General features: G+C 68.8%; 3 protein-coding genes. 1 reads left to right on the forward strand and 2 read right to left on the reverse strand.

Annotation, left to right across the window (positions count from 1 at the left end; genetic code table 11):
• Positions 1-152: 152 nt before the first annotated feature.
• Positions 153-752, reverse strand: a complete 600-nt coding sequence (locus E1293_RS46120) for a DUF4360 domain-containing protein (RefSeq protein WP_243717556.1) — start codon at positions 750-752, stop codon at positions 153-155.
• 300 nt (positions 753-1,052) lie between these two features.
• Positions 1,053-1,409 (reverse strand): DUF488 domain-containing protein, encoded by a 357-nt coding sequence (locus tag E1293_RS46125; protein WP_132206358.1) that lies wholly within the window; start codon positions 1,407-1,409, stop codon positions 1,053-1,055.
• Between the two features lie 70 nt (positions 1,410-1,479).
• Here E1293_RS46125 and E1293_RS46130 point away from each other — a divergent pair, with 70 nt between their 5' ends.
• On the forward strand, positions 1,480-2,727 hold the full coding sequence (locus tag E1293_RS46130; protein WP_132206360.1) for an MFS transporter: 1,248 nt from the start codon (positions 1,480-1,482) through the stop codon (positions 2,725-2,727).
• Positions 2,728-2,729 lie beyond the last annotated feature (2 nt).

Here is a 2,729-nt window from a genome sequence, read left to right on the forward strand (position 1 = left end):
GCGGACAGCGGCAGCGCCAGGGCGGCCAGGCAGGCCGCCGCGGCGGTCAGTCCTGTGCGCATCGGTTGTTCTCCTTTACTCGGGGGTTTCTCTCGCCGTGGCGGGTTTTACCGCTGTGGCCTTTACCACGGGGGTTTACCGGCCGGGGGCGCTTACCACGGAGGGCACTGCATCCAGGCGAAGTGGTACGTGGTCTTGATGCTGCCGTCGGTGGAGTCCATGGACATGAAGCTGGTCTTCGCCGGGTCCGAGGTGCCGCGGAGCACCCGCAGTTCGGTGTTGACGTTGAAATTGCGCTCCTCGCCGCACGGCTTGTAGACGAGCTGCGCCACATCGTTGGTGTCGGTGAACTGCCAGTTGTCGGCGTACTCGCCTTTCAGGTTGTGCGAGACGGCGGCGGTCTGCGGCATCCCCTGGAAGTAGTAGCTGGCCTTCTCCACGCCGCTGGCGCCCGGCTCCAGCCAGGCGAAGCCCCGGTAGTCGGTGGACGCGATCGCGTAGGTGAACCCCTGCGGGACGTGCACGATCATGCTGATCTGGCAGTTCTTCCGGAAGTCGGTCGGGCCGGAGGAGCCGCCGGCCTGGGCCAGGTAGTCGCTGTAGGTGACGGTGAACGCCTCCTTGTCCTCGGAGACGGCGACGGCGGCCGTGCCGGCGGGGCAGCCCGACCCGTTCACGGTCGCGATCTCGATCGTCACTCCGTCCGGCCCGTGCACCCGACGTGTGGTGGCCGCCGCCGGGGCCGCGAACACGGCACCTCCGGCAATGGCGACGGCAGCGGTTACGGCAATCCCTTTACGCATGCGATTCCTCCTCGCTGGGACCTGCGCAAAGGGAGCGTAAACTTCACTGGCCAGGAGGTCAATCGCCGCTTTTTAACTTTCCATGGGCGGACTGAAAACCGTGAAACAGGACCTTCCAAAGAGGGTGATCAGCCACAATGGAACGTCCAATGGACGGACGGCACGGAAACCCTCGAAAAGGATCGTTCCATTCAACCGACCGGCATTTTCAAGGGCCCCGTACGAAACCCGTCGAAACCCTTGACAGGGTCAGCCGGAGTCGCGCAGCCGCGCGGCGAGGACGGCGGCCTGGCTGTGCTCGACGTCCTTGGTCGCGGTGAGCAGCGTCACGGTGCTCTGCCCGGCGAGTTCACGCAGGTGGGCGAGGGCGGAGGCGCGTTCCGGCTCGGCCAGCTCGGCGTCGTAGCGGCGGGTGAACTCCTCGAACTTCGCCACCTCGTGCCCGTACCACTTGCGCAGCTCGGTCGAGGGCGCGACGTCCTTCTCCCACTCGTCCAGGTGCGCCTTCTCCTTGGACAGGCCCCGTGGCCACACACGGTCGACCAGGATCCGCTTCCCGTCGTCGGACGAGACCGGCTCGTACACTCTCCGCAGCCGTACCTCCATGTACCGACGTATACCCGTCCCACGCGGATCACGCCGCCGTTCTGTCGGTGCCGGGCTGTAGCTTCGGCGCATGGCCGGACCCGCGGAGCGGACGCCGCTGTGGCGGCTCACTCCGGCGCAGCGCCTGCTGGAGGGCGGCGAGCTGCTGAACTCGCTCGCGTTCTTCGCGGCGATGCCGTTCGCGCCGCTGTACCTGACCGGGCACACCGGCCTCGGCAAGCCCGGCGTCGGCGCGGTCGTCGGGGCGGTCGCGCTCACCGCCGCGTTCGGCGGGCTGCTCGGCGGCATGATCGTCGACCGGATCGGCGCGGTGCCGCTGATGCGCGCCGGGCTGGTGGCCTATGTCGCCGTGTACGGGCTGCTGGCGGCCGTCCGCGCCGCCGCGCCGATCGTCGTGCTGTTCCTGCTGCTGGGCGTGGCGCGGACGATGGTGGAGCCGGGCGCGAAGAAGCTGCTGTCGCACGCGGCCGACGACGAGGGCCGCATGTTCCGGGTCCGGTATATGACGCTCTGCGTGGGCGGCATCGGCGGCCCGGCGATCGGCGGGGCGCTCTACCACGTGAGCCCGGTGGCGTTCTTCGCCGTCCCGGCGTTCTTCTACGCCTGCTACCTCGTCGTGGTGCTGATCCGGAACCGCGCCCTCATGGCCCTCCAGCCCCCGCGCGGCCACGGCCCGCCGCCGTCGAGCCGCGAGTCGGTGCTCGGCACGCTGCGAGACCGGCGGCTCCTGGCCGTCGTCACCGGCGGGATCGTGGTCTTCTTCGTGTTCTCCCAGCTGGAGTCGATGATCCCGCTGTACATGAAGGGGCAGTACGGCGACCGCACCGAGGGCTACTTCGCGGCCCTGTTCATCACCAACGCCGTCCTCGCCCTGGCCTTCCAGCTCCCGATCGACAAGGTGTCCGGCCGCCTCGGCCGCACGACCATGATCGTGGCGGGCGCGGCGAACTTCACGATCGCGTACGCGTGCTTCTGGGCGAGCACCGCCGGGCTCGCGTGGCTGTTCGCGGGCATCGTCTTCTGGACGATCGGCGAGGGAATCCTGCTCCCCATGCCGGACATGGCCGTCCACGAGATGGCGTCGGACGAGCGCAAGGGGGCCTACTTCGGCCTGTCCGAGGTGCGCCAGCTCGGCTTCTTCCTCGGCCCGTTCGCCGGCGGCTTCCTCCTGGACGCCGGCTCGACGCCCTTCTTCCTCGTCATGGGCACGTTCATCTTCCTGTGCGTCCCGCTCCTCAGGACGCCCCGGAACCATCGAGGCACCCTCGCGCTGCCGTCCTCACCCACCGAGACGACGCCCCCCGCCAGACTCGGTTGACC

The organism is Actinomadura darangshiensis (assembly GCF_004349235.1).
In the GTDB taxonomy this organism is placed as follows: Bacteria; Actinomycetota; Actinomycetes; order Streptosporangiales; family Streptosporangiaceae; genus Spirillospora; species Spirillospora darangshiensis.